We start from the raw sequence: 4,591 nt of genomic DNA, 5'->3' as shown, positions 1-4,591 counted from the left end.
CACCCACCAGATGCCGCGCCACCGCAGCCCCGATCACCCCCGTCCCACCCGTCACCAACACCGAACCCGACACCACCCGCGTCCCACCCGACCCCGCACGCACCACACCCAACCGCGGAACGAACACCTCACCACCACGAACAGCGAACTCCCGCTCGCCGGCGTCAACCGCCGCATCCACCAGCCCCGCGGAGACCTCCCCCGCGTCGGCCTCGACCAACACCAACCGATCCGGATGCTCCGACTGCGCCGACCTCACCAACCCCCGCACCGCCGCCTGCACCACACCAGCACCCGTCACCACAACCAGCCGAGCACCCAAGGCCGCGTCGTACGCCAGCCACTCCCGCACCCGCCCCAGCACCGCACCGACCACCGACCTGACCTCGTCGGGAACACCAGCCCCCGCACCCCCCGTACGCACGTCCAGAAGGATCGAACCGACCCCACCAGCAGCGGCCACCACCTCCTCCAACGACACCGACTCCCCCCACACCGCGGAGCCCACCCCGCCCTCGACACCAACCGGCTTCCACCCCTCCCACCGCACCCCGTACAACGGCCGCCCCCCGACCGACCCCACCGACACCGGCCGCAACACCAGCTCATCCACCGTCATGACGGGAACACCCAGCTCGTCGGCCACCCGGACGCGCACGGCGTCATCGCCCACCGCCGACAGGCGGACCCGCACCGACCGGGCTCCGGCAGTCCACTGCCGGACGCCCGACCAGGTGGCGGGGACCGACGGCCCGGCCGGAGCCACTCGCTGGAGCCAGGCGTGCCAGACCGCTTCGAGCAGTGCGGACTCCGGATCGGTGCCGTCCACTGCCTCGTCGGGGAGCAGCACTTCGGCGAACACCTCGTCGTCACGGTGCCAGGCCGCCCGCAGACCCTGGTAGGCCGGGCCGTAGGTGTGACCGCGCTCGAACAGCTCGTCGTAGAAGTTCTCGACGTCGACCGCCTCGGCGCCGGACGGGGGCCACACACCGGCCAGTTCCGTGAACGCCTCCTCGTCCGGCCGGCCCTCCGCGGGGTCGAGCAGTCCCCGCGCCATGCGCGTCCATCCGGCTTCCGGGAGGTCCTCCGGCTGCGAGTGGACGGTCAGCTCCCGGCGGCCCTCCTCGTCCGGGGCACCGGCCATCACCTGCACCCGGACCGCACCCCCGGCGCCCAGGGCGAGCGGTGTCTCCAGCTCGAGGTGCGCGACCCCGCCGCAGCCGAGGTGCTGAGCCGCATGGAGCGCCCAGCCGAGCGGGACTCCGCCGGGCAGCAGGGCGGTTCCCAGCACGGTGTTCTCGGCCGGCAGGGGTCCTTCGGCGGTCGCGAGCCGCCCTGTGAACAGCACCGTGTCGGTGCCGGCCGGGGTGACCGCGGCCGTCAGGAGGTGGTGCCCGGTCGGCTCGAGGCCGACGTCCCGCACGTCACCGGACAGCGGCGGTGCCTGCAGCCAGTACCGCTCCCGCTGGAACGCGTACGTCGGCAGGTCCACCGGATCGGTCGATCCGGGGGCCAGGGCGGACCAGTCCACTCCGAGGCCTCGGGTCCACAGGGTGGCAGCCGATCGCAGCAGTGCAGCCGGTTCGTCGTGCTCGCGCCGCAGCGAGCCCACGGCGACCACCTCGTCCGCACCGGCCGCCAGTGCGATGTCCTCGACGGCCGAGGTGACCACGGGATGGGGGCTCACCTCGATGAACGTGTCCACGCCCTGTTCGACCAGCGTGGCCACGACGTCGGCGAAGCGGACCGGCTCCCGAAGGTTCCGGTACCAGTAGGCGGCGTCGGCCTCCGGCCCCGACACCGGCTCTCCGGTCACCGTGGAGTGCCAGATGGTCCGGGCACGGCCTGCGGTGACCTCGCCCAGCTCATCGATCAGCCGGTCCCGCAGGAGTTCGACCTGCGGGGAGTGCGACGGATAGTTCACCGGGATCAGCCGCGCGCGGGCGCCTTCCGTGACGCAGCCTTCGAGCACCTTCCGCAGGGGTTCCTCATCACCGGCGAGGATGACCGCGGACGGTCCGTTGACCGCCGCCACGGACACCGCGCCGGGCTCGCCCGCGTACCGCTCGATCAGTTCCCCGGCCCGTTCGGCGGACACGGCGAGCGACGCCATGCCTCCGCGGCCGGGCAGTCCATCGGCGATCACCCCGCTGCGGGTCACCACGATCCTGGCCGACTCCGACAGCGACAGCACACCCGCCACATGGGCGGCGGCGATCTCGCCCTGCGAGTGGCCCACCACCACCGCGGGGGTGATGCCGGCCGCCCGCCACACCTCGGCCAGCGACACCATCACGGCCCACAGCACGGGCTGCACGACGTCGACCCGCCGCAGCGACTCCTCGTCCCGCAGCACCTCGAACAGGTCCCACTCGACGAAGGCGGAGAGCTCCGTGCCGCAGCGGGCCATGGACTTCGCGAACACCGTCGACGAGTCCAGGAGTCCGAGTGCCATGCCCGTCCACTGAGCACCCTGCCCGGGGAAGACGAACGCCACCCTGGCACCGGGGCGGGCCGTCCCGGACACCACATCCGGCGGATACGCCTCCTGCCGGGCCAGGTGGCCGAGCTTGTCGGCGAATCCGGCGGGGTCGGCGGCGAGCACCACCGCACGGTGGTCGAACACCGCCCGGGTGCGCGTCAACGCCGTCGCGGTGGCCACCACGTCGTCGTGTCCCGCCGCGAAGTCGCGCAGCCGTTCGGCTTGCCCGCGCAGGGCGTCGGCCGTCTTGGCGGAGAGCACCCAGGGCAGGACCACGCCGGTCACCGCCTCTTCGGCGGGTGCCGCTTCATCCGGGGCCTGTTCCAGGATGACGTGGGCGTTGGTGCCGCTGATCCCGAAGGACGACACCGCCGCGCGGCGCGGCCTGTCCGTCTCCGGCCATGGCAGCGCCTCGGTCGCCAGCTCGACGGCGCCCGCCGACCAGTCGATGTGCGGACTGGGTTCCTCCACGTGCAGTGTGGCGGGCACCGTGCCGTGCCGCATCGCCATGACCATCTTGATCACTCCGGCGATGCCCGCCGCAGCCTGGGTGTGCCCGATGTTGGACTTCACCGACCCCAGCAGCACCGGCCGCCCGCCCGTACGCTCCTGCCCGTACGTCGCGAGGAGCGCCTGCGCCTCGATCGGATCGCCCAGCGACGTCCCCGTACCGTGTGCCTCCACCACGTCCACGTCACTGGACGCGATCCCCGCGTTGGCCAGCGCCTGGCGGATCACCCGTTGCTGCGAGGGGCCGTTCGGCGCGGTCAGCCCGTTCGACGCGCCGTCCTGGTTGACCGCCGAACCCCGCACGACGGCGAGCACCCGGTGACCGTTGCGGCGCGCGTCGGACAGCCTCTCCACCATCACCACGCCCGCGCCCTCGGACACTCCCATGCCGTCCGCCGCCGTCGAGAACGCCTTGCAGCGGCCGTCTGCCGCGAGCCCACGCTGCCGGGTGAACTCGGCGAAGATGGTGGGCGTCGCCATGACGGTCACCCCGCCCGCGAGGGCGAGATCGCACTCGCCGCGCTGCAGTGCGCTGACAGCCATGTCCAGTGCCACCAGGGAGGACGAGCACGCCGTGTCGACCGTCACCGCGGGCCCCTCGAAGCCGAGGGAGTAGGCGACCCGGCCGGTCGCGACACTTCCCGCGTTGCCGCTGCTGAGGAACCCGGCGATGCCCTCAGGCACGGACGTCAGCCGGGCCGCGTAGTCGTGGTACATCAGGCCCGAGAAGACTCCCGTCCGGCTCCCCCGCAGACCCGTCGCGTCGATGCCGGCCCGCTCGATCGCCTCCCACGAGAGTTCCAGCAGGAGCCGGTGCTGCGGGTCCATGGCCACCGCCTCACGCGGCGCCACGCCGAAGAACCCGGCGTCGAAGTCGGCGATGCCGTCGAGGAAACCTCCCTTGTCCACCAGCGAGCTCCCGGGCCGCTCCCCGGTCGGGTCGAACAGCCCGTCCAGAGCCCATCCCCGGTCGGTGGGGAACTCGCCCAGCCCCTCGCGTCCGCTGTCGAGCATCGTCCACAGCTCCTCCGGGGAGGACACACCGCCGGGGAACCGGCAGCTCATCCCGACGATCGCGATCGGCTCGTCGGACGTCGCGACCGGACGCACCGTCCGGTCCGGGGCGGCCGCCGAACCTGCCAGGACCGTGCTGAGGTGAGCGCTCAGCGAGACCGGCGTCGGGTAGTCGAACACCAAGGTGACGGGCAGCCGGACGCCGGTGATCTCGTCCAGCCGGTTGCGCAGTTCCACGGCGGTCAGTGAGTCGAAGCCGAGGTCCTTGAAAGCCCGGTCGGCGGCGACCGCGCTGTCTCCCGTGTGACCGAGCACCAGGGCGGCCTGAGCCCGGACGACGTCGAGGGCCATCGCGTCCCGGTCCGCTGCGGCAGCCGCCCCGAACTGCTCGCGCCAGTCCTGCGCTCCTGCCGGCCCGCCGGCTGTTCGGCGTGGGGGTTTGCGTACCAGCCCCTGCAACAACGCGGGTACAGACCCACCCTCCCGCAGACTCGCGAGATCCAGCCCGACGGGAACCGTATGAGCCTCGTCCGAAGCCAACGCACGGTCAAGGAGTGCCAGCCCATCGGACGTGCTCAACGCACG

General features: G+C 72.5%; 1 protein-coding gene. It reads right to left on the bottom strand.

Features of this window, described 5'->3' with window-relative positions; all coding sequences use genetic code 11:
- Positions 1 to 4,357 (bottom strand): type I polyketide synthase (locus JOC24_RS32925; RefSeq protein ID WP_205024101.1); only part of this gene is annotated, 4,357 nt, incomplete at its 3' end.
- Positions 4,358 to 4,591 lie beyond the last annotated feature (234 nt).

The organism is Streptomyces sp. HB132, assembly GCF_016909575.1.
Lineage (GTDB): Bacteria > Actinomycetota > Actinomycetes > Streptomycetales > Streptomycetaceae > Streptomyces.
Note: the sequence above shows the minus strand (reverse complement) of the source record. Positions and strands in the feature narration are given on the sequence as shown.